Annotated in this window: 26 protein-coding genes; 11 read left to right on the top strand and 15 right to left on the bottom strand. The window is 49.9% G+C overall.

All coding sequences use genetic code 11. The features are described from left to right. Positions 1–85 precede the first annotated feature (85 nt). From erpA to glcF, 4 genes are all read left to right on the top strand, one after another. Entirely contained in the window at positions 86–436 is a 351-nt protein-coding gene (gene erpA / locus ACO0K4_RS05520; protein ID WP_262835249.1) for an iron-sulfur cluster insertion protein ErpA, read from the top strand. 169 nt (positions 437–605) lie between these two features. After that, positions 606–2,171 (top strand): FAD-linked oxidase C-terminal domain-containing protein, encoded by a 1,566-nt coding sequence (locus ACO0K4_RS05515; protein ID WP_422955622.1) that lies wholly within the window; start codon positions 606–608, stop codon positions 2,169–2,171. A gap of 295 nt (positions 2,172–2,466) precedes the next feature. Beyond that, complete coding sequence (gene glcE, locus ACO0K4_RS05510) at positions 2,467–3,543, top strand: glycolate oxidase subunit GlcE (protein WP_422955621.1); 1,077 nt, start codon at positions 2,467–2,469, stop codon at positions 3,541–3,543. A 17-nt stretch (positions 3,544–3,560) separates the two neighbouring features. Continuing rightward, positions 3,561–4,802, top strand: a complete 1,242-nt coding sequence (gene glcF / locus ACO0K4_RS05505) for a glycolate oxidase subunit GlcF (protein ID WP_422955620.1) — start codon at positions 3,561–3,563, stop codon at positions 4,800–4,802. Between the two features lie 124 nt (positions 4,803–4,926). Here the strand turns inward: glcF and ACO0K4_RS05500 are convergent, their stop codons facing one another. The 3 genes from ACO0K4_RS05500 to ACO0K4_RS05490 are packed head-to-tail and all read right to left on the bottom strand — an operon-like array spanning position 4,927 to position 7,636. Next, the gene (locus ACO0K4_RS05500; RefSeq protein WP_422955619.1) at positions 4,927–5,409 is read right to left on the bottom strand and encodes a glutathione peroxidase; all 483 of its coding nucleotides are present in this window, start codon (positions 5,407–5,409) and stop codon (positions 4,927–4,929) included. Then, on the bottom strand, positions 5,406–6,542 hold the full coding sequence (locus tag ACO0K4_RS05495) for a PilT/PilU family type 4a pilus ATPase (protein ID WP_422955618.1): 1,137 nt from the start codon (positions 6,540–6,542) through the stop codon (positions 5,406–5,408). The genes ACO0K4_RS05500 and ACO0K4_RS05495 overlap by 4 nt, the downstream gene beginning before the upstream one ends. Positions 6,543–6,592: 50 nt before the next feature. Continuing rightward, entirely contained in the window at positions 6,593–7,636 is a 1,044-nt protein-coding gene (locus tag ACO0K4_RS05490) for a type IV pilus twitching motility protein PilT (RefSeq protein WP_422955617.1), read from the bottom strand. 147 nt (positions 7,637–7,783) lie between these two features. Here ACO0K4_RS05490 and ACO0K4_RS05485 point away from each other — a divergent pair, with 147 nt between their 5' ends. After that, positions 7,784–8,500 (top strand): YggS family pyridoxal phosphate-dependent enzyme, encoded by a 717-nt coding sequence (locus tag ACO0K4_RS05485; RefSeq protein WP_422955616.1) that lies wholly within the window; start codon positions 7,784–7,786, stop codon positions 8,498–8,500. Next, on the top strand, positions 8,490–9,317 hold the full coding sequence (proC, locus tag ACO0K4_RS05480) for a pyrroline-5-carboxylate reductase (protein ID WP_422955615.1): 828 nt from the start codon (positions 8,490–8,492) through the stop codon (positions 9,315–9,317). Before ACO0K4_RS05485 ends, proC begins: the two co-directional genes overlap by 11 nt. Positions 9,318–9,330: 13 nt before the next feature. On the opposite strand, the gene ACO0K4_RS05475 is transcribed toward proC, so the two are convergent. The 4 genes from ACO0K4_RS05475 to ubiA form a co-directional block, all read right to left on the bottom strand. Then, on the bottom strand, positions 9,331–9,639 hold the full coding sequence (locus ACO0K4_RS05475; RefSeq protein WP_422955614.1) for a YqjK-like family protein: 309 nt from the start codon (positions 9,637–9,639) through the stop codon (positions 9,331–9,333). 5 nt (positions 9,640–9,644) lie between these two features. After that, positions 9,645–10,028, bottom strand: coding sequence for a phage holin family protein (locus ACO0K4_RS05470; RefSeq protein WP_422955613.1), 384 nt, complete (start codon positions 10,026–10,028; stop codon positions 9,645–9,647). Positions 10,029–10,031: 3 nt separating this feature from the next. Further along, the gene (locus tag ACO0K4_RS05465; protein WP_422955612.1) at positions 10,032–10,340 is read right to left on the bottom strand and encodes a DUF883 family protein; all 309 of its coding nucleotides are present in this window, start codon (positions 10,338–10,340) and stop codon (positions 10,032–10,034) included. Positions 10,341–10,471: 131 nt separating this feature from the next. Continuing rightward, positions 10,472–11,332 carry a 4-hydroxybenzoate octaprenyltransferase gene (gene ubiA / locus ACO0K4_RS05460; protein ID WP_422955611.1) on the bottom strand — a complete coding sequence of 287 codons (861 nt, stop codon included), beginning with the start codon at positions 11,330–11,332 and terminating at the stop codon, positions 10,472–10,474. A gap of 233 nt (positions 11,333–11,565) precedes the next feature. Here ubiA and ugpB point away from each other — a divergent pair, with 233 nt between their 5' ends. The 4 genes from ugpB (at position 11,566) to ACO0K4_RS05440 (ending at position 16,107) form a co-directional block, all read left to right on the top strand. Beyond that, positions 11,566–12,903, top strand: coding sequence for a sn-glycerol-3-phosphate ABC transporter substrate-binding protein UgpB (gene ugpB / locus ACO0K4_RS05455; RefSeq protein WP_422955610.1), 1,338 nt, complete (start codon positions 11,566–11,568; stop codon positions 12,901–12,903). 304 nt (positions 12,904–13,207) lie between these two features. Beyond that, entirely contained in the window at positions 13,208–14,092 is an 885-nt protein-coding gene (gene ugpA / locus ACO0K4_RS05450; protein WP_422955609.1) for a sn-glycerol-3-phosphate ABC transporter permease UgpA, read from the top strand. Further along, entirely contained in the window at positions 14,089–14,940 is an 852-nt protein-coding gene (gene ugpE / locus ACO0K4_RS05445; RefSeq protein ID WP_422955608.1) for a sn-glycerol-3-phosphate ABC transporter permease UgpE, read from the top strand. Before ugpA ends, ugpE begins: the two co-directional genes overlap by 4 nt. 87 nt (positions 14,941–15,027) lie before the next feature. After that, the gene (locus tag ACO0K4_RS05440) at positions 15,028–16,107 is read left to right on the top strand and encodes a sn-glycerol-3-phosphate import ATP-binding protein UgpC (RefSeq protein WP_422955607.1); all 1,080 of its coding nucleotides are present in this window, start codon (positions 15,028–15,030) and stop codon (positions 16,105–16,107) included. Between the two features lie 20 nt (positions 16,108–16,127). On the opposite strand, the gene ACO0K4_RS05435 is transcribed toward ACO0K4_RS05440, so the two are convergent. Together ACO0K4_RS05435 and ACO0K4_RS05430 are read right to left on the bottom strand one after the other, a co-directional pair. Then, a complete protein-coding gene (locus tag ACO0K4_RS05435; protein WP_422955606.1) occupies positions 16,128–16,340 on the bottom strand; it encodes a hypothetical protein in 213 nt (70 codons plus the stop codon). 181 nt (positions 16,341–16,521) lie between these two features. Beyond that, entirely contained in the window at positions 16,522–17,157 is a 636-nt protein-coding gene (locus ACO0K4_RS05430; RefSeq protein WP_422955605.1) for an outer membrane beta-barrel protein, read from the bottom strand. A 218-nt stretch (positions 17,158–17,375) separates the two neighbouring features. On the opposite strand from ACO0K4_RS05430, the gene ACO0K4_RS05425 reads away from it, so the two are divergent. After that, positions 17,376–18,167 (top strand): helix-turn-helix domain-containing protein, encoded by a 792-nt coding sequence (locus ACO0K4_RS05425; RefSeq protein WP_422955604.1) that lies wholly within the window; start codon positions 17,376–17,378, stop codon positions 18,165–18,167. Positions 18,168–18,194: 27 nt separating this feature from the next. Here the strand turns inward: ACO0K4_RS05425 and ACO0K4_RS05420 are convergent, their stop codons facing one another. The 6 genes from ACO0K4_RS05420 to ACO0K4_RS05395 form a co-directional block, all read right to left on the bottom strand. Then, positions 18,195–20,462 carry a patatin-like phospholipase family protein gene (locus ACO0K4_RS05420; protein WP_422955603.1) on the bottom strand — a complete coding sequence of 756 codons (2,268 nt, stop codon included), beginning with the start codon at positions 20,460–20,462 and terminating at the stop codon, positions 18,195–18,197. Between the two features lie 149 nt (positions 20,463–20,611). After that, complete coding sequence (gene rimJ / locus ACO0K4_RS05415; RefSeq protein ID WP_422955602.1) at positions 20,612–21,166, bottom strand: ribosomal protein S5-alanine N-acetyltransferase; 555 nt, start codon at positions 21,164–21,166, stop codon at positions 20,612–20,614. A gap of 22 nt (positions 21,167–21,188) precedes the next feature. Next, on the bottom strand, positions 21,189–21,500 hold the full coding sequence (gene sugE / locus ACO0K4_RS05410) for a quaternary ammonium compound efflux SMR transporter SugE (RefSeq protein WP_422955601.1): 312 nt from the start codon (positions 21,498–21,500) through the stop codon (positions 21,189–21,191). Between the two features lie 208 nt (positions 21,501–21,708). Then, entirely contained in the window at positions 21,709–22,653 is a 945-nt protein-coding gene (locus ACO0K4_RS05405) for a hydrogen peroxide-inducible genes activator (protein ID WP_422955600.1), read from the bottom strand. Positions 22,654–23,133: 480 nt separating this feature from the next. Next, complete coding sequence (locus tag ACO0K4_RS05400) at positions 23,134–24,039, bottom strand: SDR family NAD(P)-dependent oxidoreductase (RefSeq protein WP_422955599.1); 906 nt, start codon at positions 24,037–24,039, stop codon at positions 23,134–23,136. 99 nt (positions 24,040–24,138) lie between these two features. Further along, positions 24,139–24,624, bottom strand: a complete 486-nt coding sequence (locus ACO0K4_RS05395) for a GNAT family N-acetyltransferase (protein ID WP_422955598.1) — start codon at positions 24,622–24,624, stop codon at positions 24,139–24,141. Positions 24,625–24,733 lie beyond the last annotated feature (109 nt).

Here is a 24,733-nt window from a genome sequence, read left to right as displayed (position 1 = left end):
ACTCACCCCTAGACTTATCCTTGCCAAAACACGGAGGCGGATATAGGTCTATAATAAAGCCTTGTCAGAACAGTAGGAGCACGAAATGAATGCCGTAGCCGAAATGCCAGCACCGATTATTTTTACCGAAAGTGCGGCCGCCAAAGTGGCGCAATTGATTGAAGAAGAAGGTAATCCTGATTTGAAACTGCGCGTCTTTGTCCAGGGTGGTGGATGTTCAGGTTTTCAGTACGGTTTTACGTTTGATGAAATCGTGAATGAAGATGATACTGCCATGACCAAAAACGGCGTGCAGTTGCTGATCGATTCCATGAGCTACCAATATCTGGTTGGCGCAGAGATCGACTACAAAGACGATCTGGAAGGCGCTCAATTTGTGATCAAGAATCCAAATGCGACGACGACTTGTGGTTGTGGATCTTCATTCTCTGCGTAATTGGTAGAGTTGATAAAAAAAGGACGCTGAGGCGTCCTTTTTTTTATGCCTGAAATAAATTCAGTACATGGTTGCGCAACAATTCATCACAAACCGGATTGCATTGATTACACTAATCAAAACTGATCTCATCGATCTTGACGAGCGCTGTACAACACGAGGATTTACGATGGAACAGACGATCAATAGTAGTCAGCAGAACAGTAATCCGCCACCTCAGATGCCGCCCGCCTCACCAATATCACCGTTATCGCAGACAGAGCAAGTGCAGACTTATCTGGACAGACAGCGAAAAGTCGTTGCAGCTCTGCGCAATGCGCTTCCCGAACGTAGCGTCTTGTTTCAGGAAGAAGATACCCGTCCTTATGAATGCGATGGCCTTGCCGCCTATCGTCAATTGCCGATGGTCGTAACCTTGCCTGAAAACGAGCAGCAAGTCATCGCGGTCATGCACATTTGTCGCGAATTGCAAGTAGCTATCGTGCCACGTGGCGCAGGCACAGGACTGTCCGGCGGCGCGATGCCGATCATTGATGGTGTTGTGCTATCAACCGCCCGCTTAAATAAAATTCTCAAGCTCGACGCCTACTCGCGTACGGCCATTGTACAACCCGGCGTACGCAATCTCGCGATCTCTGATGCAGTTGCAGGACTTGGGTTGTATTACGCTCCCGATCCGTCTTCGCAAATTGCCTGCACCATCGGTGGCAACGTCGCAGAAAATTCCGGCGGCGTGCATTGCCTCAAATATGGGCTCACGGTGCACAATGTGTTGCGGGTGCGTGCGGTGACCATTGATGGTGAAGTCATTGAACTGGGTGGCGCATCCCTGGATGCGCCAGGTCTGGATTTGCTGGCGGTATTTATCGGATCGGAGGGAATGTTGGGCGTGGTGACAGAAGTCACAGTCAAACTGGTGCCGAAACCGCAGGCAGCGCGCGTGATCATGGCGTCCTTCGACGACGTGGTAAAAGGTGGTAATGCGGTAGCGAACGTGATTGCTGCCGGCATTATTCCAGCAGGATTAGAGATGATGGACAAGACCTCGTCGCGCATGGTGGAACCTTTCGTCAAAGCTGGCTATGACGTCGATGCCGAGGCGATTTTGTTATGCGAATCCGATGGTACCGACGACGAGGTAGAAGAAGAAATTCAGCGCATGAGTGTGGTTCTGGAGCAGGCAGGGGCGACTGCGATTGCCGTGTCGACGACCGAGGCCGAGCGCTTACGGTTCTGGTCGGGGCGAAAAAATGCCTTCCCCGCAGCAGGACGTATCTCCCCCGATTATTACTGCATGGACGGCACGATTCCGCGTAAAAATTTATCCCAGGTCTTGCTTGGTATTGCGGCGATGGAGCAAAAGTATGGATTGCGTTGTGCGAATGTATTTCATGCCGGTGACGGTAATTTGCATCCGCTGATTTTGTTCGATGCGAATAAGGATGGCGAATTTCATCAGGCTGAATTATTTGGTGCGGAAATTCTGGAATTATGTGTCGAAGTCGGTGGCACGATTACCGGCGAACATGGCGTCGGTATCGAGAAGATTAATTCGATGTGCGTCCAGTTTTCGGCTGCTGAACTTGATGCTTTCCGCGCGGTGAAGCGTGCGTTCGATACCGCATTTTTACTGAATCCGGACAAGGCTATTCCTACGTTGCATCGCTGTGCTGAATACGGACGCATGCACGTCAAGCGCGGACAACTGGCATTCCCTGATTTACCCCGTTTTTAAAAAAACGCATGGGGATTTCTAAAAGCTTCCACATTGAAAATTCAAATCAACAGGACTGATGTAAAAACCAAGAACGTTCACCGCAGAGACGCGGAAATACAGAGAAAATACAGAGGAGTAAGCAGCTCCATGGAATATTGATTCCAAGGATTTTTAGAAATTTCTACATGCAAGTACGCATATTCTATGCGCCTTCTGGCATGAAAATGGCTGGAAAGCCGCATGGATATTGCGGTATTGGTTTTAAATTGAATGAATTTTGATAAGAAGAAACAGAACGCTCACCGGATGATGAATGAACGCTGATATGGACAATATCCTGCAAGAGTTTCGCGATCGTATTTTGACAGCATCGGCCACGAAAGCACCGCTATGCATACAAGGCGGCGCAAGCAAACATTGGTATGGGCAGACTTTATGCGGCGAAGTGCTGGACACCCGTACTTACACCGGCATTGTCGCTTATGAGCCGACAGAACTAGTGATCACTGCACGTTGCGGCACGCCTCTGTCGGAGATTGAGGCTGCGCTTGCGGAGCAGCAGCAGATGCTGGCGTTTGAGCCGCCGCATTTTGGTGCTACAGCGACTTTCGGTGGCATGGTAGCGTCTGGTTTGTCGGGGCCGCGTCGGGCTGCGGTGGGGGCGGTCAGGGACTTTGTTCTGGGCGCACATTTAATGGATGGACGCGGTGAATTACTGGCGTTTGGCGGGCAGGTCATGAAGAACGTTGCTGGTTACGACGTTTCGCGCTTGCTGGCCGGATCACTGGGAAGCCTGGGTTTGATCACCGATATCTCCGTCAAGGTGTTACCGAAACCTTTCGCAGAAACGACGCTGGTATTTGCGCTGTCTGAAGCGGATGCTTTGACTAAATTAAATCAGTGGGGTGGCCAGCCTCTGCCCATCTCTGCCAGCGCCTGGCACGTCGGCCGCCTGATGTTGCGCCTGTCAGGTGCAGAGGCCGCGGTGCGTGCGGCGAAAAAGAAATTAGGCGGCGAAGAGGTTCAGGATGCAGGCCGGTATTGGTCAGCATTACGCGAGCAAGAGCATGAATTTTTTGCCCAAGATGATGAACATGGGTTGTGGCGACTGTCTCTGCCGCCCAGTGCAAGTCCTCTGTCTTTGACCGGAAAATCCCTGATCGAATGGGGTGGGGCGCAGCGCTGGTTATTTACGGACGAAGCGCCACAGCATATCCGGGATGTTGTGACAAAAGCCGGTGGTCATGCGAGCTTATTCCGTGGTGGCGATAAACGGACCGATGTATTTACACCGCTGGCACCGGCCGTGGCCAAGATTCACCGTCATCTAAAAAATGCATTTGATCCTTCAGGTATTTTCAATCCTGGACGCATGTACCTTGATTTGTAATTTTCCAGACCTATTCTATGCAAACCAATCTCGCTGATTTTATCAAGGACACCCGTGAAGGCCTGGAGGCAGAGGAGATCCTGCGCAAGTGTGTGCACTGCGGTTTTTGTACAGCGACTTGTCCGACCTATCAATTGTTGGGTGACGAGCTGGATGGTCCGCGAGGCCGGATTTATTTGATTAAGCAAGTGCTGGAAGGCAAGCAGGCAACTGCAAAGACGCAGCAGCATCTGGATCGCTGCCTGACCTGTCGCAATTGCGAATCTACCTGCCCGTCGGGTGTGCAATACGGACGCTTGCTGGATATCGGGCGTAAGGTCGTAGAGGATCAAGTGCCACGGCCACTGGCGCAGCGTCTGATGCGCTCGGCGCTTAAACAGGTGTTGCCACGTGCCTCGATTTTTAATCCGGCGATGAAGCTTGGGCAAGTCATGCGTCCGATGTTACCTAAGGTGTTGCAAAACAAAGTACCGGCGGCACAGCCTGCTGGCCTATGGCCACAGACCCAACATGCGCGCAAGATGTTGTTGCTTGATGGTTGCGTACAACCAGCGATGTCGCCCAATATCAATGCCGCGACGGCCAGGGTGCTTGATGCGCTGGGTGTGCAATTGATCGTCGCACCGAAAGCCGGTTGCTGTGGTGCGATCCGTTTTCACCTGAATGATCAGGACGGCGGGCTTGACGATATGCGGCGAAATATCGATGCCTGGTGGCCTTATGTAGAGGCTGGTGCTGAAGCGATTGTCATGACGGCATCAGGCTGTGGCGTCACAGTGAAAGATTACGGGCATCTGCTGGCGCATGACAACGCGTATGCGGAAAAAGCTCTGCGTATTTCCGCGATGACCCGCGATCTGAGTGAGACTTTGCCTGATTTTGAGACCGAACTCGTCAAAAAATTAGCTGGGAAAATAGCGACAAGGATTGTCTGGCATCCGCCCTGTACCTTGCAGCATGGTCAGCAAATTCGCGGTAAGGTTGAGGGACTATTGCGTCAAATCGGCGTTGATGTACGACTGTGTACAGACAGCCATTTATGCTGCGGTTCTGCCGGGACTTATTCGGTATTGCAGCCAGAATTATCCTATCAGTTGCGGGACAATAAATTACAGAATCTGGCAGCAACGGGCGCAGAGATGATTTTGTCCGCCAATATCGGATGCCTAAGCCATCTACAATCCGGTACGGATACGCCAGTGCGGCATTGGGTAGAGTTGATTGACGTTAGTTTGTCTAATTCAGAGCAGGACAAATAAGCGCTTACGATTTTCTTCAAATCTGGCTAGCCAGTCATGACGATGAGCATAAAAAAAATCTGTGAATCTCTCAAGAATTTCTCAACACAGAGATTCACAGATTGTTATTTTTGTTGATCGACGTTTATTCTGCCAGCAGCTTTTCGATGTCAGCAATCAGTTCTGCCGGTGTTGTTAGCGGTGCATAGCGGTTATAAACCGTGCCGTCTTTTTTGATCAGAAATTTAGTGAAATTCCATTTGATCGCTTCACTGCCCAACAAGCCAGGTGCTTTGGATTTCAGATATTGATACAGAGGATGTGCATCCTTACCGTTCACGTCGATCTTGGCAAACAAGGGAAATGTAACGCCATAATTTTTCTCGCAAAATGCGCCGATTTCATCCGCTGTCCCCGGCTCCTGATGGCCGAACTGATTACAGGGAAATCCAAGCACTTCGACACCTTTGTCGCGAAACTGCTGATAGACGGCTTCCAGTCCTTTGTACTGCGGAGTAAAGCCGCAATTACTGGCCGTATTCACGATTAACAGCACTTTGCCCTGGTATTGCTTCAGATCTACAGGCTGGCCTTGCAGGTTATCTGCATTAAAGTCGAGTACGCTCATACAATTCCTAAATGTGATGTGCCTGCGCTGAGGTCACGGTTTTTCGCTTCTTTACCTTTGAGCATAATTGCCAGACGCAATTCATTGACAGAGTCGGCATTGCGTAAAGCATCTTCGTAGGTGATCAGGTCGGCTTCGTGCAGATCAAACAGCGCCTGGTCAAAGGTTTGCATACCGATTTCGCGAGATTTTTTCATGATCTCTTTAATCTCGTGGACATCGCCCTTGAAAATCAGGTCAGAGACCAAGGGTGAGTTCAGCATGATTTCAATCGCTGCACAGCGACCCTTTTTGCCACGTAGCGGGATCAGGCGCTGAGAAATAACCGCTTTTAAGTTCAGCGACAAATCCATCAGTAACTGCGCACGACGTTCTTCCGGGAAGAAGTTGATAATACGATCCAGCGCCTGGTTGGAGCTGTTCGCATGCAGAGTGGCCAGGCAAAGATGGCCGGTCTCTGCAAATGCAATCGCAAAATCCATGGTTTCACGGTCACGGATCTCACCGATCTGAATCACATCCGGTGCTTGACGCAACGAATTTTTCAGCGCGGCACCCCAGTCTTCGGTATCGATGCCAACTTCACGTTGGGTGATGATACAGTTACCATGTGGATGCACATATTCAATCGGATCTTCAATGGTAATGATATGGCCGTAGCTATTCGCATTGCGATAGCCCAGCATTGCCGCCAGCGACGTTGATTTGCCGGAGCCAGTGGCACCGACCATGATGACCAGACCACGCTTGGTCATGGCGATATCTTTCAGATGAACTGGCAAGCCAAGTTCTTCCATGCTCGGAATTGCTGTCGTAATCGTACGCAGTACCAGACCGACCCGGCCTTGTTGCATGAATGCGGAAACACGAAAACGTCCCATCCCGGCCGGATTGATCGCAAAGTTACATTCTTTGGTTGATTCGAATTCGGCTGCTTGCTTGTCGTTCATGATCGCGCGTGCCAGATCAATGGTATGCGCCGATGTCAGCGGTTGATTCGATACCGGTGTGACCTTGCCATCGATTTTAAACGCAGGAGGAAACTCTGCCGTGATAAATAAATCGGAGCCATTTTTACTGAGCATCAAGCGCAGTAAGTCATGCATAAATTTGGTAGCCTGATCGCGTTCCATCGTAGTACGTCCTTAATTCAAACTAGGTAGCCGGAGGGCTTTTCTGGCTATTAGCCTGGGAAGTTGTCCGGTGTTTTTGCTGCGGCTCTTGCGGTTCCGACGGAGATCACATTGCGCTTGACCAGTTCTGTCAGATTTTGATCAAGTGTCTGCATTCCCATATTGCTACCGGTCTGGATGGCGGAATACATCTGCGCAATTTTTGCTTCGCGGATCAGGTTTCGGATCGCCGGTGTGCCTAGCATGATCTCATGTGCTGCGACCCGGCCTGTACCGTCTTTGGTCTTGAGCAGAGTTTGCGAAATGACAGCCTGCAGTGACTCAGACAACATCGAACGTACCATTTCTTTTTCTTCTGCCGGGAATACGTCGACGATACGATCAATGGTTTTAGCAGCGGACGAGGTGTGCAAGGTGCCGAATACAAGGTGACCGGTTTCGGCGGCAGTCAGGGCGAGACGGATCGTTTCCAGATCACGCAACTCACCGACCAGAATAACGTCAGGATCTTCACGCAGCGCTGAGCGCAGCGCATTGTTGAATGACATAGTATGAGGTCCGACTTCACGTTGATTGATCAGGCATTTTTTTGACTCATGGACAAATTCGATAGGATCTTCGACCGTCAGAATATGACCGTATTCATTTTCATTGACGTGATTCACCATCGCTGCCAGCGTCGTAGATTTACCGGAGCCAGTTGGTCCTGTTACCAGCACCAGTCCTCTTGGCTTGAGCGAGAGTTCAGCAAAGATGCGGGGTGTGTTTAACTGTTCCAGACTGAGAATCTTGGATGGAATGGTACGCATCACAGCGGCCGCGCCACGTTCCTGATTAAATGCATTCACCCGGAAGCGTGCCAGGCCCGGGATGGAAAACGAGAAATCGCACTCCAGCGTTTCTTCATAGGCTTTACGCTGGGAGTCATTCATAATGTCGTAGATCAAACCATGGACATCTTTATGCTCAAGTGGTGGCAAATTAATCCGTCGCACGTCACCATGCACACGTATCATAGGTGGTAAGCCAGATGACAGATGTAAATCGGATGCATTGTTCTTTACTGAGAACGCGAGGAGTTCTGAAATGTCCATTTATAATTCCGGTGATGAAATAATTTGCGGTGGCGTGCACAGAACTCTGATGCAATCGCACTGATGAACCTACAACTTATGTAACCTTGGCGGGATTTTTTGCCTTAATCTGATCCCAGCTAGGTTGCAAAATCAAGTATCTCGATTATGTCCTTAATATCAAGCAACTTGCAAGCCGTGCGTGATGATTTACGTGCAGCTGCCTTAGCCTGCGGTCGCGACCCGCAACGGATTGCGCTGCTCGCCGTCTCTAAGACTTTTGATGCTCAGGCGGTTATTGATGCTGCCAGCACCGGGCAGAGCGCCTTTGGCGAGAATTATCTGCAGGAAGCCCTTGAGAAAATGCAGCTAGTGCACAGCCTGAGACCGGATTTGTTGCTTGAATGGCACTTTATCGGGCCGATTCAAAGTAACAAGACTCGCCAGATTGCAGAGCATTTTGATTGGGTACACTCTGTTGACCGGGATAAAATTGCCAACCGTCTGTCCGAGCAGCGTCCTGCGAGCAAACCTCCCTTGAATATTTGCCTGCAAGTGAATATTAGCTGTGAATCCAGTAAAAGCGGCGTCATGCCAGATGAAGCGCTTGCACTAGCGCAGCATATCGCACAATTGCCGCACTTGCGCTTGCGGGGGCTGATGGCGGTACCTGAGGCGACGGAGGATGAGCTGCACCAGAGCCAGCCGTTTCGCGAATTGCGCGAACTACAGGAAAAAATTCAGACTGCTTTGCTCCCGTCAGGAATCACGTTAGACACATTATCGATGGGCATGAGCGCTGACAGGCACGCGGCGATTGCCGAAGGCAGCACGATGGTACGAATAGGATCGGCAATTTTTGGAAAAAGAGCATATGCAAAGTAAATTGAAAATAGCATTTATCGGTGGTGGCAATATGGCGACCGCCCTGATCGGCGGTTTATTACCTGAAGTAACCGCGCCAGAGTATGTGCATGTGGTCGATCCTTATCAGGAATCGCTTGATAAACTGGCTAAGCAGTTCGGTGTCAGTACGGCATTGCAGATTGATGCCAGTATTGAAAAGACTGACATCATCATTTTGTCGGTAAAGCCTCAGCAGCTCAGACAAGTTGCAGAAGCGCTTGTGCCCTATGTGTCGGCCCAATTGATTCTGTCTATCGCCGCAGGTATCCGTTCGGTGGATATTGCTCGCTGGTTAAACGGCTATCACAAAATTGTCCGCAGTATGCCGAATACGCCTGCACTGATTGGCAAAGGCGTGACAGGTTTGTATGCGACCAGCAGTGTCTTGCCTGAGCAAAGAGAGGCTGCCGATCACATTATGCAAGCCGTGGGATCGACGGTGTGGCTGGACGATGAATCTTTGATTGATGCGGTGACTGCTGTTTCGGGGAGTGGTCCGGCCTATGTATTTTATTTTATCGAGGCGATGCAGCAGGCTGCGCTGGAATTGGGGTTGCCGGCAGAGCAGGCGATGCAATTGGCAATGGCGACCTTTGACGGTGCGACTCAGCTCGCTTTGAAATCAACAGACCCAGTTGCTGTATTGCGTGAGAGAGTGACATCTAAAGGCGGTACAACCTATGCGGCACTGAGCAGTATGGAAGATCATGGCGTGAAGGCCGCAATCATGCAGGCAGTCAAAGCTGCTGCCGCCCGCGGTAAGGAATTAGGGGATGAATTCGGGGCTCAGAGCTGATGATGTCTCAGCTTTAATCTTGCTTAGGGTGAGACGAATTTTTCAAAACAGGGGCAAGATTTTGCCAGATGTTCCAGGCAATCAGTCCTGTTTTGAGTAGTCTCCACATACGGCGAGGCGTGACGATCAGTGTCGCAACTGCAAAGCCAATCCCTAACGCAGGCTGCTTTCTGATCTGCTTTGCAACCTGCAGACCGAGATCCGCAAATTGCAGGGATTGCTTGATCTGTCGCCCATGTCCGGCGATCACTTCGCGCTGAACCTGAGTTTGCGCCAGTAGTTGCCGGTGGCGTTCTGCGAGTTGTTGACTCAGTTTAGGCATGGCGATCAGAGCGATTCATCTGTTGTGCTACTACCGCGTAAAGCGGATGCATCTTTACGCAGCTCTGCCAGGGTGCTGGCTAATAATCTGGGTTTGGTCAGCATATTTTGTCGTAACCACCATCCAAGACCAATCGCCGCACCTGAAAATACTGCCAGCAGGGAGAGCAGAACCGCCATACGGTAGCTGTCCCAGAAGGCGGCGATCAGGAGCAGTATCAGCAACAAAACTGCAACACCTGCACAAAACAAAGCGACCAGCGACCATAATAAGTAAGAGAAAAAACGAGCAAGTTCTTCCTCTACCTCTACCGAGATTAATTCCAGCCGGGTATGCAGAATACCAATCAGCGTGGCGGCTAAACGGGCGACGGAATCAACGATGGCCATTGCTTATTTACGACCGATAAGCAGTCCGACCAGCAAACCTACGCCTGCCGCGATACCGGCAGACTGCCATGGATTTTCTTTAACATAGACGTCCGTTGCGTGGGCGGCGTCTTTTGCCTTGGTGACGACGGCTTCTTCTAAGCGTGTGACTTCGGCTTTAGCATTTTTTAAGGTGTGCTCAAACCGGGCTTTTGCTGACTTGTAGCCTTCACCAGCTTGCTGCTCGGAATTTTTCAATAGATCTTCTGCATCCCTGATGACCTGATTTAAATCGTGCATCAATTTTTCTTTATGTTGTTCTGCTGAGCTCATGGTGTTTCCTTTCAAGAGTGAATTGGAACAATTGCTAAAGACAGTCTAGGGAATTGCTTTAGGCCTAGGCTTGCGAGAAATCAAATCATCGCTAAGTAAGCTTCTGAGTGGTTGCGCTGGCATCCTGTAAATTACTTTAATGCATAGTCCAGTGCGATACCAGCAAAAATAACCGCTCCTAACCAGTTATTGTGGCGAAACGCCTTAAAACAAGCCATGCGCTCTCTATTGCGGATTAAAGTGTAGTGATATGCCGCGAAAGCGCAGGCAATGATCAATCCTGTCAGAAAGTAATAACGCAGTCCCTGCTGCCATCCGACAAACAGAATCAGGGTAAAACTAATCAGGTAGCACAGCATGACTGCCAGCACATCATAGCTACCGAAAGTAATGGCCGAAGTGCGGATTCCGATCTTCAGATCATCATCTCTGTCGACCATCGCATATTCCGTGTCATACGCAACCGCCCAGAAAATATTCGCGATCAACAAGATCCAGGCAATCGCCGGTACGGTGTTTTGAATTGCGGCAAATCCCATCGGAATACCGAAGCCAAACGCAATGCCGAGATAAGCCTGGGGTATCGCAAAAAACCGTTTGAAATACGGATAGCTAGCGGCGATCAGTACCGCCAATACCGAAAGTTGTCTGGTCAGCGTATTCAAAGGCAGGATCAGAAAAAAAGAGACCAGAGACAGCAGCACGGCTACCATCACGGCTTCCCATCCGGCAATTTTACCGCTGGTAATAGGGCGCTCGGCTGTACGTTTGACGTATTTATCAAAATCACGGTCAGCAAAGTCGTTGATTGCGCATCCGGCAGAGCGCATCAGCACCGTGCCTAAGCTAAAAACGAGCACTAAGCGCCAGTCCGGTTTGCCATCCGAGGCAATCCAGAGCGCGGCGAGTGTTGGCCATAGCAATAGCAAGATACCGATCGGCTTATCAAGGCGGACTAGCTGGAAATACAGTTGGATTCGTTGAAATATCATGCAGTTCTATTTTTATGGTTATGCGTACCTTTGCTCAGATGCAGATTTTTCACACGCTAAAAGAGCAGTACTAAAAAATGAAATTATAAGGGCTATCTATACATGGCAACACTGACAATGCTATCGTAGCGCAGTCGTCATAATTCATCCGTAAAATAAGAGCAGCTACATCTGCCTTATACGCTCTAAAAAATTGATCAGCCTGTTCAGAATAATCATAAAGTGAGATATCCATGAAATTCACCTCTACAAAATTAACATGCAGTGTCAAATACAGCGCGGCCTTGGCGCTCCTGGCAATGAGTGCGTTCTCCAGTTCTGCCTATGCGGTGACTGAGATCAGCTGGTGGCATTCGATGACAGGTGCTTTGGGTGAGCGGGTCAACGGACTAGCTGAGCAGTTTAATAAAAGTCAGTCTGACTATAAGGTCGTCGCGGTCTACAAAGGTAGCTATGACGAGGCAATGGCCGCTGCCATTGCGGCTTATCGTGCCGGTAATGCGCCACATGTCCTGCAAGTATTTGAGGTAGGTACTGCAACCATGATGTATTCCAAAGGGGCGATCAAGCCGGTCTCGGAAGTTATGAAACTCGCGGGAGAAAAATTCGACGCCTCGGTATACATTCCCGCCGTTGCCGGTTATTACACCTCGCCGAAAGGGGAGATGGTGTCCTTTCCATTTAATAGTTCAACGACAGTGTTCTATTACAACAAGGATATGTTCGCCAAAGCAGGCATGGATCCCAACAAGGCGCCATCAACCTGGCAGGAAGTTGTCGCTGCTGCGGCTCGCTTAAAGGCAAACGGAGAGAAGTGTGGCTTTACAACGGGCTGGCAGACCTGGGTACATCTGGAAAGTTTCTCTGCCTGGCACAATGTAGAGTTTGCATCAAAAGGCAATGGTTTTGGCGGACTGGACGCGCGGTTGAAATTCAATAGTCCCTTACATGTGAAGCATATTGAGAACATGGCAAATTGGGCGAAGCAAGGCTACTTCACCTACGCCGGACGCAAGAATGAGCCGGAAGCAAAATTCTATTCAGGCGAATGTGGCATGCTGACCTCATCGAGTTCTGCTTATGGCAATGTCAGCAAAAACGCCAAATTCAAATTCGCAGTCGCACCGCTGCCGTACTACTCAGATGCTACAGGTGCACCGCAAAATACCATCATCGGCGGCGCATCACTATGGACCATGAGCGGTAAAAAGAACGATGAATACAAAGGGGTTGCGAAGTTTTATAAATTCCTGTCGCAACCGGAAGTGCAGGCGAAATGGCATCAGGAAACCGGCTATCTGCCCATTACCAATGCCGCTTACGAGCTGACAAAAAAATCGGGTTTTTATGATAAAACACCGGGTCCGAATGTCGCAGTACAGCAAATGATCGTCAAAACTACAGAAAAATCGCGCGGTATCCGTCTCGGTAATTTTGTCCAGATCCGCACCATCATGGACGAAGAGCTGGAGTCTGTCTGGGCCGGTAAAAAAACCGCGAAGGATGCTCTGGACACTGCCGTTGCACGCGGTAATGATTTGTTAGAGCGTTTCGAAAAAGCGAATAAATAAAAAGGGTTTCAATGATATTAGAGCAAAAAAATGGTTCTTATTAACGATCCACGCAATTGGAATCATTGTGACTGTATCGTGCTATTTGTCTATAAGAGAATTTATACCCGTTCATAATATCCGAGCCGAACTCGCTACTGTGTTGCTTATTTTAGGAGCAATGCAAGGAATTCCTAGCCTCTTGTTCACTTTTATTCCGGTCATCGTCACTAAGATTTGGCCGAAACTAGATCAGTAAACTCCTGTTTTCAGAGTCGTGGTAAGTCGACACTTTAATTTGAGTAAAATTTTTTTAGGAAGCAGTTTGGAAAAACGCGCCCGATTTCGCTCCGCCTGGCTGCCTTATGTGCTGGTCGCGCCGCAGATCATTATTACGATCTTATTTTTTTTCTGGCCAGCAGTGCAGGCTTTATATCAGTCTGTTTTGCTCCAGGATGCCTTTGGCATGTCTACGCAATTTGTCTGGTTGGATAATTTCAATATTTTATTTGCAGATCCCAGTTATCTGGCGTCGTTTAAAACGACTGCGCTGTTCTCAGTTCTCGTTGCGAGTCTGGGACTGAGCATTTCCCTGGTACTGGCTGTATTTGCTGATCGTGTCGTCAAAGGCGCTGCGATTTATAAAACCTTCCTGATCTGGCCCTATGCTGTTTCTCCGGTAGTGGTCGGCGTACTCTGGATGTTTTTGCTGAACCCGACATTGGGCATACTCGCCCATGCGCTGCGTCATTTTGGGATCGAATGGGATAGTCTCCTCAATGGTCAGCACGCGATGATTCTGGTGGTTCTCGCTGCGGTCTGGAAACAGATTAGTTATAACTTCCTGTTCTTCCTGGCGGGTCTGCAGTCGATCCCTAAATCCTTGATTGAGGCTGCCGCCATTGACGGTGCCGGACCAGTGAAACGGTTTGCGACGATCGTGTTCCCGCTGTTGTCGCCGACTTCGTTTTTTTTGCTCGTGGTGAATATCGTTTATGCATTTTTTGATACCTTCGCGATTGTTGAGGCAACGACGCAAGGCGGACCGGGTAAAGATACCGAAATTCTTGTGTACCGTGTCTTCAATGATGGCTTTAAAGGTGGTGATCTTGGCAGCGCTGCCGCGCAATCCGTGATACTGATGACGATTGTGATCGTCCTGACGGTCATTCAGTTCAAATATGTTGAAAAGAAAGTGCAGTACTCATGATAGAGCGCCGTCCTTTATTGGATTTCTTCAGCCATCTGGTGCTGATATTGGGTGTGGCATTTGTCGCTTTCCCTATTTATGTTGCATTGGTTGCGAGTAGTCAGACAGCAGAGCAGTCTGCCCTGGCACCGATGTCATTGATTCCCGGTGATCAGTTATTTCATAACCTGTCGGCGGTCTTGAATTCGGGGGCGTCCGGCAATGTGGCGACCAGTCCCGTCGCTCGTATGATGTGGGTGAGTCTGGTCTCGGCGCTGCTGATTGCGTTGGGCAAAATATCGATTTCGATGTTGTCTGCATTTGCACTTGTGTATTTTCGTTTTCCGGGACGCACTTTGTTTTTTTGGATGATTTTCGTCACCTTAATGTTGCCGGTTGAAGTGCGTATTTCGCCTACCTATAAAGTCGTGTCGGATTTGTCGATGTTGAATTCTTACGCAGGTTTGACGATTCCCTTAATTGCGTCGGCGACGGCGACTTTTTTATTCCGGCAGTTTTTTCTGACAGTGCCAGAAGAGCTGGCGGAAGCCGCAAGGATAGACGGCGCAGGCCCGCTGCGCTTCTTTAAAGACGTGTTATGGCCATTGTCACGAACTAATCTGATTGCCTTGTTTGTCATTATGTTTATCTATGGCTGGAATCAATACCTTTGGCCGTTACTGGTATCGACAGAGCAGAGCATGTACCCGATTGGCATTGGTATCAAACGTATGATTGCGGGTGGTGATGCGGCGGTCGAATGGAATCTGGTCATGGCGACCTTGCTGCTCGCCATGTTGCCGCCAGGCCTGGTGATTGTGATCATGCAAAAATGGTTTGTAAAAGGCCTGGTTGATTCTGAAAAATAGAAGTCCGGAGTGATAGTCGTGAGTGCACCGAAAATAAGCCGGAAATTAGTCAAAAACAATTCGAGAATAATTTAACAATAACGAGATATGGCACAAGTTCACTTAAAAAACGTTAAAAAGACCTATGGGAAAGGTGATAAATCGGTTGCTGTCATTCACGGTATTTCGATTGATATTGCGCACGGCGAATTCATTGTGATGGTGGGACCATCGGGCTGTGGTAAATCAACCTTGCTGCGCATGGTCGCTGGTCTGGAGGAAATTTCTGAAGGTGATGTGATCATCGGTGATCGAGTCGTGAATGAGCTGGAACCGAAGGATAGAGATATCGCGATGGTATTCCAGAACTATGCTTTGTATCCGCATATGACGGTGTATCAAAACATGGCATACGGTTTGAAGATACGCGGTTTTTCTAAGGCGGATATTGAGTTGCGGGTACAAAAAGCCGCCAAGATTTTAGAGCTGGGTGAACTGTTACAAAGAACTCCGCGCCAATTGTCGGGCGGCCAGCGTCAGCGAGTTGCGATGGGGAGAGCGATTGTACGCGAGCCTGCAGTATTTTTATTTGATGAACCTTTGTCGAATCTTGACGCGAAGTTGCGTGTGCAGATGCGTTTAGAAATACAGAAACTCCACCGCACGCTGGGGACGACAAGTTTGTATGTTACACACGATCAGGTCGAGGCAATGACTTTAGGTCAGCGCATGATCGTGATGAATGCTGGCATCGCCGAGCAGATCGGGACACCCGCAGAAGTGTATAGCCAGCCCGCGACCACGTTTGTTGCCAGTTTTATCGGGTCGCCGCCGATGAATTTAATCACGGGCAACATCAGTGAAGATGGCCGTCAGATGCAGTGGGGAAGTACGATTGTCAATTTGCCGGTATTGCAGGCTGAGGCAGAACGGATTGCGAACAGAGAATTAATTCTTGGAGTACGGCCTGAACATTTGTTTATAGGAATGCCGGGATTGCCATGCGATGTTGAACTGGTAGAAAGTCTGGGGGCTGACTTGCTCGTACACGGTCAATGTGGCGGACAGGCTGTCGTTATCCGTACACCCGTTGGCACACCGGTTCAGGCTGGTCAGCGCACTAGTGCCGGCTTTGCCGCAGATACCATGCATTGGTTTGATGCGACGACAAAGAAGCGACTTGGCTAGTCTAGGTGACCTGATTGTATTCAGGTCAAAATTCTGTAACGCTGAACTGACTTGCTTTCTTTGTCTTTGCCATCGGTTTTAATACTGTCTGTTACATCAAACGAGGCCTGGATTTTAGTCCGGCTGTCGTGATGATGGCTGCTTAATTTGGCGGCGAATAATCCCACTGCGAAGGCAAGAACTGCGACGCTGCCTATCAATGAGTACAGTGTGAATTTTGTCATGGTATGCATCAGATACTCTCCATCAGCAGCGCTCATTAATGTCAGGTGAACGAAAGACGAATGACAGACGATTAATGATCGTGACTTAGTGCAAAATTGTGCAAAGAATGTGTGATAACAAAACTATCCCGACCTGGTTAATCTGAGTGTCGATGAAGTCAGGATAGTTTTTTACATCGTAAAGTTACGTTTAGAACTTGTAGCCCACGCCCAGCGACAGCATGTTGATGACACCCTTGTCACCGCCAAATTTATTTGGCAAGCGATCATAATCAGCGTTCAAGGTGATATTTTTCGCCAGTGAGTAACGCACACCCAAACCAAATACCGGAACGATGAATGCTTTGTCCGTTGTGGTGCCGCTGATATCAGAATAATTTGTCTTGTTGCGGGTATAGGCAATACCTGCACGGCCGTTCAGGGAGAAGTCATTGAAGTTCGCTTGCAGAACATAGGAAGCGCCTAATCCTTCTGTACTGCGTAAGACAGTCTCTGGGCTAGCGGTTGATAAAGTGGACGGATAGGTCGATACCGCGCTGCCGACTTTGTAATACATCAGCTCTGCCCCCTGAGACACATTGACCCCTTCAAACATCGTTGGTGCAGTCATATAGCCTGCATAAATTTTGCCGCTGGATTTTGCCTTGGTGTCACAGCTGCTGGTACCCAGACAACTGAGATCGTACTTGGCTTGCGCAGCGAAATTGATACCTGCATAGGTCTCTGCCTGGGCCGGAATATTGTCGGCAGCCATTGCACTGGTCGCCGCAGCACCCGCAAACACTGTTGCAATTACCGCTGTCAGGAAAGATTTTATTTTGAACATAAGAGCCTCAATAGAAGTGAAATGTGGTGAGCAGGATTGATGCTGCACCCAAAAAATGAACCGCGGTCGTCGCCGTATTGAGTGCTGCCCGACCTTGGAGCGCAGTGTTGCAAAGATTATGTGGACGTACCAGAAAATTGTTCGAAGACCTGATAGTTGGAATTTTTGGTACTGATTTGCGGTACTATTTATCAAAATTGAACTGAAATAGGGCGATCATGAGTTCACCAGAATTAGTCTTGCAAGTGCTGCGTACCGAATTACGTGCTGCCGGTGTCACCTACAAAGTATTGGCGGAACGTATTGGTATGAGCGAGTCCAGCATGAAGCGTATGTTTGCGCAAAAGGACATGGCGTTATCTCGGCTCGCATCGATCTGCAAAGCAGCAGGGATCGCGCTGGAAGACGTGTTGCGGCAAGCGGCAGATGTCACACCGCATTCCGATAATCTGAGCCTGGCGCAAGAGCGTTCTCTGATGGCGGATCCTAAGTTATTGCTGGTTGCGATTTGTTGTCTCGGTCATTGGACTCTGGAGCAAATTGTCGAGACTTACCATTTGTCAGAGGCCGAGTGTGTGTTGCATCTGGTCGCACTGGATCGACTGGAGCTGATCGAACTACGTCCGCATAATCGCTATCGCCTGAATGTATCCAGCGCTTTTCACTGGCGTCCTGACGGGCCGGTGCAGGCGTATTTCCGCGAACACGTTGTCAGTGATTTTTTCGACGGACGGTTTGACGGTCACGGTGAAACCGTGCTCTGTGTACCGGCCCGTTTATCATCTGGCAGCGCGCAAGAGGTGGTACAAAAAATCCAGCAACTGGTTGCCGAGCTGGCGCGCTTGCATCAGGATGATCGCCGGCTGCAAGCGGAAGAGCGCGATGGTTTTACCCTGCTGCTCGGATTCCGGTCCTGGGAGTTCTCAGCCTTTACGGCGCTGCGTCGCCAGGAGGCAAGCACCGCAGGCCGTGTTCATACGATTGCTGCATCTAAAGTCGCGGCTAAATAGCTGCTTGATAGAGATGCACCATATTTTTTACCAGACCGGTCCCAGGAAAAGGTAGGCAGTTGAGTTGCCGCCGCGTGTTGCACCGGCACCAAAGTACAGAGGGCCAAAGCGGGTATCCATGGAAATAAAGGCACTGCCCGCCTGCTTCAGATTACCGAATCGCAGTGCTTGGTCGGTGCCAAATCCACCGCCCAGTTCCGCTGAAAATCCCAATCGAATGGCCCCACCCACAGTCGTTGGCATATCACCGACGCGGCGAGCGACGACCACGCGTCCCAGCAGGACAGAATTGCCATCCAGTGAATCCGCCGTCGTTCCTGATAAACGTAAAAAACCACCGAGACTACTAGGTGCCAGGCCGCGTTGTGAGCGTGACCATTCGCCATAGATATGACCAGCCCAGTCTCCGGCCTGGAATGCCGACAAACCTGTCAGAGATGAACGTGCCAGTGAGGGTTCGCCAACGCCTTTGCTTGGCGAACGCTCCCACAAGGCGGTGACAAGATTGCCCCGTACAGGAAAGGCCAGTGAATCGAGTGTGTCGATGCGGAACTGTACGAATTGCGTCGTATCATAATAGCGGGCGCTTGGTGCTGCTGAAGTCTCAGGAAGGATGACATTGTATTTACCGAAACGACGGCTGACACCGATTTGTAAATCGCCCCAGTGATCAAATTGCCTCCCGAGGACGATCGTACCGCTGCTGTTCTGTGCATTCACACGGAATACCTTTTTGCCTTGCTGGAACAGATCAATTGCTGTACCGCCAAATTCGATTGATGGCGCCAGGTACCAGGGCGAACTATCCCCCAGCGGTTGCCATAACTGTGTGCCGAGCTGTCGTTGACTGCCGAGTTTTGCGACAGTACGTAATTCTGCTCCATAGCTATTCAGCGAAGAGGCGACATGCATCATGCTTAGCGCAAAGCGATTGTCATCCGCAAAATCACTGGCTAATTCCAGTCCAAAGCGTAAACGGTTACGACTGGATTTCGATTCTGTCGGTTTGATCACGACATTTCTCTGGCCATCGATATCCGTGATGTCGGTTTCGATATTATCAATATCGCCGCGACCATACAAACGTGTTGTGGCCTGGCGAATCTGGTCGGATGTCAGTGTCTGACCTGCCTGCAATCCTGTTTGTGTGATCAGGGTAATCGGATTGATATATTGATTTCCCTGGACGTCGATTTTGGCGATGGGCAATGGTTTCGTGCTACCTTGCTCATCATTGCTGGCTTCCAGTCTGTGTTGATCTATCACTGCGTATTGCTCAGCACTGACGCTAAGATGTTTCAGCTTATCTGACATGGTGAGCGCAGCAGTTTCGCCTGCCTGGATCGCTCGGTCATGCTGACCAAAGTCCAGAAAACTGATACCCGATAAATCCGGTGCGATCAAAATATCTTTACCGGATAATTCCTTGATCGAGCGCTGTACGTTTTGCTCGGTCAGGATTTGCAGCATTTGTTGGGCAACGCCGAAGGCGCTGCTGATCTCATTCTCTTTTGCTAAAGGCGTGCCGACGTTGACCGCGATCACCACATCGGCACCCATCGCCCGCGCCAGTTCCACGGGCAAATTACTGACTAGTCCGCCGTCGACGACCAGACGCTGATGTAAGCGCACGGGAGCAAATACGCCCGGTACTGCCAGCGAGGCCCGCATGCTAAGGAACAATGGTGTATCGCGCATCTCGACTAACTCTCCCGTTAGCAAATCTGAAGCGACTGAACGAAACGGCAGACCAAGCTGATTAATAGGCCGGTCACGCATTCCTTGCGGTAGCAGGCGGGTCAATGCATGCTCCAGTGCGGCATTACCTGCAGCAGCGGGAGGTAAAGAGAAGCCGTTTTTTGTAACGGCGAGTTCTATCCGTGATGGCAATAATATGTCTTCTTCTTTGCGGCGGAAATCCAGATCGTAGCGTGCTGGCCGGTCAGCCAGTACTCGATCCCAAGCCGTATCACGGACGATTTGCTCCAGCTCACTGACCGAGCGTCCCGCGGCATAAGCACCGCCAACCACCGCCCCCATACTAGTGCCGACGATAATATCAACCGGCACACGTTGTGCGCGTAAAGCACGCAGCACGCCGATATGTGCAAATCCACGTGCACCGCCTCCAGACAAGACCAGTGCTATTTTAGGTCTCGATGGTGGGATGCCGGTGTCCGATGCTGACGTAAGTGATTCCACATCGTCTGATATAAACGATGTATCCGCTGCGGCAAATGGAGGGGCGAATAAAAACAGCGCACAACATAGCGCTAAACCACGAGGTAGTAACATGATGAAGGCGACTTTCATTTGCATTGAGCAGAGAGTGGTTAGGTAAAGAAGTCTCTGTGATTGATCAATCAAAAATGCAGCGAGTATAGCCGTATTATCGAAGAAGTCAGGTTGACGGTCGGCACTTACACCATCATTAGAGTGATATTTTATGTATTCTGGTTATTCACCAGAGAATTCAACACATGGTCGCGCCAGGCGCCATTGATTTTCAAATACGATTTTGCTAGCCCCTCGCGTTCGAAGCCTAATCTTTGCAGAACGGCAGCGCTGCGCTTATTTTCCGGCATATGGTTTGCCATGATGCGGTGCAGACCTTGTTGGGTGAACATGTGTTGAATCGCTGCTTGCAAAGCCTCGGTCATATAGCCCTGACCTTCGTACTGTGCTGCCATTGCGTAGCCGAGATGACAGGCTTGAAAAATACCGCGCACGATGTTGTTGAAGTTACAGGCGCCGATCATTGCGGAATCATTTTTTTTGAAAATGGCGAGGAACACGGCTTGTCCTGATTCCATGCTGAGCCAGTTGCTGGTTAGTCTTTGCTGACATTGTTCCAGGCTAAAAAAGCTTTCCTCTCTGACCGGCTCCCAGGGCGCGAGGTGCGCGCGGTTTTTTACCAAAAAATCTTTCAGCACCGGAGCATCCTCAGGCGTCAATGTGTGCAAGTCCAGACGTGCAGTGCTGAATAAAATCGATGACATTGATGGTATCCGTTGCGGAATATTACAAAAATTTCAGACCAGCGATGCCGGCGATGATCAGTCCCATGCAGATCAGACGCGTTGCTGTTGCGGGATCGCCAAACAGGATGATGCCCAGGATGACAGTGCCAACTGCACCAATGCCCGTCCATACGGCATAGGCGGTTCCGACCGGCAGAGTTTTCATCGCGATGGAAAGAAGCCAGACACTGGCGGCCATTGCAGCAACTGTTCCTATTGATGGCCACAGGCGAGAAAAATTGTCCGTGTATTTCAGTCCGATCGCCCACACGACTTCAAGCAAACCAGCGATGAATAAGATGAGCCAGGCCATGAGTTTCAGATATTGAAGAAATAGAAAAAAGAAAATTTCCTGCTAAGCAAATGCCGTTGATGCTTGAGTTAGCCAGAGCCTATTTTGTTTTTGTGTGCCAGATGGCTGATTCATATTTTATGAATCTTCACCGGTGTTTGATCAATACCCGGTCAATGCACGATTAAGGCGCGGACACAGACCGAATATCGACAATCTAATACGGAGATTATTGTGCGCTGGCAGCTTCGTCAAGCATCGACACACCTGGCAAATCGCAAGCCAGCACGGCTTGCCGGATCGCCTCGATTGCTGCCTGACGGGTAAAGCTCTTGCGCCACGCGATGACCACACGACGGTTGGGCACGGGCGCACTGAAAGGGAGATAGCGCAGCATACCGTCTTTGGTATCCAGATCAGGTACCGACGCCATAGGCAGAACGGTGATGCCGATACCTGAGGCGACCATATGGCGGATTGTTTCTAAAGATGAGCCTTCAAAGCTGCGTGCAATGCCGTCACCCGCAGTGGAGAAGCGTGCCATTTCTGGACAGACTTCGAGTACTTGATCACGGAAGCAATGGCCATTGCCGAGCAACAGCATCGTTTCGGATTTCAGCTCTTCGGTAGAGACTTCGGTACGGTTGGCCCAGATATGATCGCGTGGCGTGGCAACTACAAAAGGCTCATCGTAGAGTGCTTGCACCATCATGCCCTGATCAGGTAAGGGCAACGCCATGATCGCGGCGTCCAGTTCACCTTGGCGCAATAGTTCCATCAGTTTGACCGTGAAATTTTCTTGCAATATCAGCGGCATTTGCGGCACTTGCCTGATCATGGTCTTGACCAGCGTGGGCAATAAATACGGTCCTATCGTGTAAATCACACCGAGGCGGAATGGACCTGCCAGCGGATCTTTATTCTGTTTGGCGATTTCTTTGATGGCCGCGGTTTGTTCCAGGACGCGCTCGGCCTGGGCAACAATCTGCGCCCCCAGCGGGGTCGTCGACACTTCAGTGCCGCCGCGTTCAAAAATAGTGACGCCCAGTTCTTCTTCAAGTTTTTTAATGGCGACGGACAAGGTCGGCTGCGCGACAAAACAAGCTTCTGCCGCATGACCAAAGTGCTTTTGGCGGGCTACTGCAACGATGTATTTTAATTCTGTGAGTGTCATGTTGCTAGTGTGGCACAGACTTTTGCCAGCGTCAGCAAGTGCATCATCATGTTTTGTCTAAAACAGTAAAAATAGGGGGAGTATTTTAAAATCGCTATGCAAATAATGCGACTAAAGGCATAAATTGATGAGTACTGCAGGGGAGTATTAAATTTTTTAACTTGTTTAAAAGGCAAAAAATACCGCGATTTTTTACGCAATTATGGGTGTTGATCGGTTCCGAAACAAATGAAATAAGTGCCCATGATAGTGCATGAACACTTATCCGAATTTGTCTATCATGCATACCCAAGGTGCTATCTGAGCATCGACGGTGTATTGCTGGTTAAACTTTTATGTGTTTCTTTATGTATGGTTTGCCATGCCGCGTCAACCACGCCAAGAACCAGCTCGACAAACGCACCGCCATCCTCTCACGTCCTTACGGACAATCCCGGATGATGTCATGACGGTACCCGGTCAGAAGATCTCGATCCAGACTTACATTTTGCTCATTGCGCGAGTGAGCTCTGCATGACCTTGGGCTGTGCCGCTTTCCGGTACGATTTCGCCGTCGCGGTTTTTGATCTCGGCCAGTTGGGCTGCCAGACGCTCTGGTGCATCGTCGCCACGACCGATCCATGCACCTTGTGTCAGCGTGATATGTGCCGCCTCAAAGCTGCCTGCACCGGCGCACAGGATGGTGCGGGTCGGCGCACTTTCTGCTGCCAGAACCAGCATCGCCGGGACGACATCGGACGGTTGCAGGGCTTGCAGCATCGCTTCCGGGAACAGGCTCTCTGTCATGCGGGTTGCGGCGGTCGGTGCCAGACTGTTGACGCGAATATCGTTTTTCGCACCTTCTAATGACAGGGTTTGCATCAGGCCAACCAGCGCCAGTTTCGCCGCGCCGTAATTTGATTGACCGAAGTTGCCGTACAAACCGGAGGAGGAGGTCGTCATGACAATGCGACCGTATTTTTGTTCCGTCATGATGGGCCAGACAGCTTTGCAGCAATTGACGGCCCCCATCAGATGTACATCGACCACCATTTTGAAATCATCCAGTTCCATCTTGGCGAAACTCTTATCGCGCAGGATGCCCGCATTATTAATCAGGATATCGACCCGACCCCAGGTATCCATCGCTTGTTTGACCATGGCCTGTACCGCGACGAAATCTGTGACGGAGGCGCCGTTGGCAATCGCTTCCCCACCGGCTTGTATAATTTCTTCAACCACGGCCATTGCAGCGGCGGATGAGCCGCCAGAACCGTCGCGCGCGCCTCCGAGATCATTGACCACGACTTTGGCGCCGCGTTTGGCCAAAGCCAGCGCATGTTCACGACCCAAACCACCACCAGCACCTGTCACGATGGCCACACGGCCTTTGAAGTCGATCGTCATGTTTTACCTATTAAGAAAGAGTGAAAAGAAAGAGTGAGAGAAGTAAAGTTGAAATAAAAAAGTACAACTATTCTATTTTAATTTGATGACTAAAATGGCTTAGCTCGCTAATTTTTTTTGCATCATGATTGCACCTCCCATTGCCGGATCCAGTTCATATCCGGCGAAACCGAGCGTTTGATAGATACCTTTCGCCAGATGATTCCCTTCCAGGACTTCCAGTGTCATTTTGCAACATCCGCGCTCAAGGGCAATTTGTTCGATGTGGTTCAGGATCAGTTTGGATAACCCCAGACCGCGAAATTCATCCAGTACACCGAGGTCATGAATATTCAGCAAAGGCTTGCACGCAAAAGTCGAAAATCCTTCAAAACAAATACTGAAGCCAGCGGCTTGCCCGTCGACATAGGCAAGTACCGCATACACATTCGATCGTTTTTGCAACTCGGGAATCAAGTTGGCGATAGCAAATGCTGACAGCGGATCACTGCCGCCCATGCGGTCGGATGCATAGGCATTGAGCAGCATGACGAGGTCGTTTGCATGCTGGGGATTGTGCAGGTCGGCGTTGATGATGGTATGCATGGCAAATTTTTTATGTGTTTGTAGTTTGTAAAATAGTTGTTGGTGGGTAGTGGTTGATCAGTACTAGCTTTTCACTTTTCTCCTGCGCGCATGAGAGGGACGTGATGTG

It is taken from the genome of Undibacterium sp. RuTC16W, assembly GCF_049339445.1.
GTDB lineage: Bacteria > Pseudomonadota > Gammaproteobacteria > Burkholderiales > Burkholderiaceae_D > Undibacterium.
The sequence above is the reverse complement of the archived record's forward strand: the minus strand, read 5'-3'. Positions and strand labels throughout refer to the sequence as shown.